Source organism: Gemmatimonadales bacterium (assembly GCA_036265815.1).
Classification (GTDB): Bacteria; Gemmatimonadota; Gemmatimonadetes; order Gemmatimonadales; family GWC2-71-9; genus CAVVWJ01.
The window spans coordinates 1-1,938 of sequence record DATAOI010000118.1 but is presented as its reverse complement, the minus strand read 5'-3'; the positions used below and the strand labels follow the sequence as shown (position 1 = coordinate 1,938).

General features: G+C 66.0%; 1 protein-coding gene. It reads left to right on the top strand.

Annotated features, from left to right (window positions below; genetic code table 11):
- A partial coding sequence (locus VHR41_21210) for an FUSC family protein (protein ID HEX3236726.1) occupies positions 1-1,845 on the top strand: 1,845 nt, incomplete at its 5' end.
- Positions 1,846-1,938 lie beyond the last annotated feature (93 nt).

Below are 1,938 nucleotides of genomic sequence, written 5' to 3'. Positions count from 1 at the left end.
GAAGCCCTGGATAGCCGGCTGATTGCAGTTGCTCTCGGTACCGCCCTGATGGCTGCTGCTGACCGGTGGCTATGGCCGTCGCTCGATCCGGAGCCGTATGAGCGCCGGCTCGCCCTGACTGCGGACTCGCTGGAGAGGTATCTGAGCCGGATCCGGCCTCTGATGGATGGGTCGAGCGTCGCTGAGAGCTCTCTTACCGAGGCTCGCGAAGATGTCCTTCGCACTGCGCTCGCTTGGGCGCCGTGGGCACTGCCACCCGAACAGCGGCCGAGCAGCCCCTTCCGCCACGACCGTGCGTTGCTCGCCTGTGCGGGCCTGCTGCGGATGCTGGTCCGTCGCACCCGGGCGGTGGAGGGCGCGCTTCGCAGCCCGGACGCGCCGACCGGTCCGCGTCGGGGTGCGTACGTACTTGACGCCGTTCACGAGGCTGTTGTGGCGTGCGGAGTCGCCCTCTCGGGAGCCCAACCGCCTCCGGATGTCGAACCCCTCCGGGCGGCGAACCGCCAGCATGCCGACCAGCGATTGTCTCGGCTGCACGATGTAGTCCAGGCGGAGGCGCTCATTGATGCGCGACTCCGCCTCGGGAGCGACCTCTCCGAGCTCGGCGAATCGGCCGACCTTGTCGTCCAATCCGTACGCGCGGTGCGTGATGCCCCTACTCCGTCTCCGGAGCCGGCTGGCGAGCTGGGGTCTCTCTCCTCGCCGCTCTGGTTCGTCGGCGAATCGACGCTTGCGCTGTCGCTGCAGCGCGCACGGGGGCATTTCACGCCGCGTTCGGTCGTGTTCCAGAACGCTGTGCGGCTGGCACTGGGCCTTGCTGTAGCGCGTTACCTCGCCGGTAGCATCGACCTCTCGCACGGGTCCTGGGTGCTGCTAGCCACGCTGACTTTGATGCGGACAACCGCCAGCGCCACCCGGTCGGCGATGTGGCCGGCGTTCCTCGGAACGCTCGCCGGAGCGCTGCTCACCGGCGGGCTTCTGCTTGTCTTCGGGCAAGAGCCTGACGTTTTCACGGTGCTGATGCCGATCGCATTCTTCGCCAGCTTCAGCCTCGGGCCCCTTGCCGGTCCGTTCGTCGGCCCCGCGGCTGGTCAATTCTTCATGACGTTGGCGGTCGCTGCGCTGTTCGTTCAAGTTGCACCGGCAACCTGGCAGCTTGCGGAGGCACGCCTGATCGACGTCGTGTTGGGGGGAGTCGTCGGGTCGCTGGTCGGCCTGCTCGTATGGCCGCGCGGTGGGTCGGGCGAAATCACCAGGGCCGTCGCTAATACGCTGCACTCTGCCAGCGAGCACATCCTGACGACCACACGATTTCTCACCGGATCTGAGAGGTCGCAGCTGGAATCGACGTTTCGCCGAACTTTGCAGGAGTTCCAACTGGCCGGCGAATCTCTGACACAGAGCATGACCGAGGCGGGTGGCGAGCGAAACGGGGAGCGCTGGGAGGCGTTCGTGCGGGCGGGGCAGCGCATCCTGCATGGTAGTTACGTCCTATATCGCAACTACCGTGATCCAAGACCGCTCCCCTGGCAAGACATGACGGCGATCCTTCACAATCTCGGTGGCGCTACCGCGCAGGCCGCCGAGGCCGTCTCCGAGGAAGTCCAGCGGGCAGGCACCGGGCAGCTTCTAGCCGTACCGACACGAACCGACGAAATACACGGGTGGTTGATCGCCATCGTCAAAGGCGCCGAACCTACGTCGGACACGCTGCGCGTCCTCGACACCCGGACCTGGCTCCTCGACGTCGCCACCGACCTCTCGGAGATCGTCGGTGACCCTCGTGATGACATCGACCCGTCGCACGGCCAAGGTCCTGCTGACAAAAGGAAACGTGAGTTCTGATCTCTGATTCGACGTAGCCTGACCCCCCAGCCATGGTCGTCACCCGGGTCTTGCTTGCAAAGTGGCGGAGCGGGCCTCGTTGAGCGTCGTTCC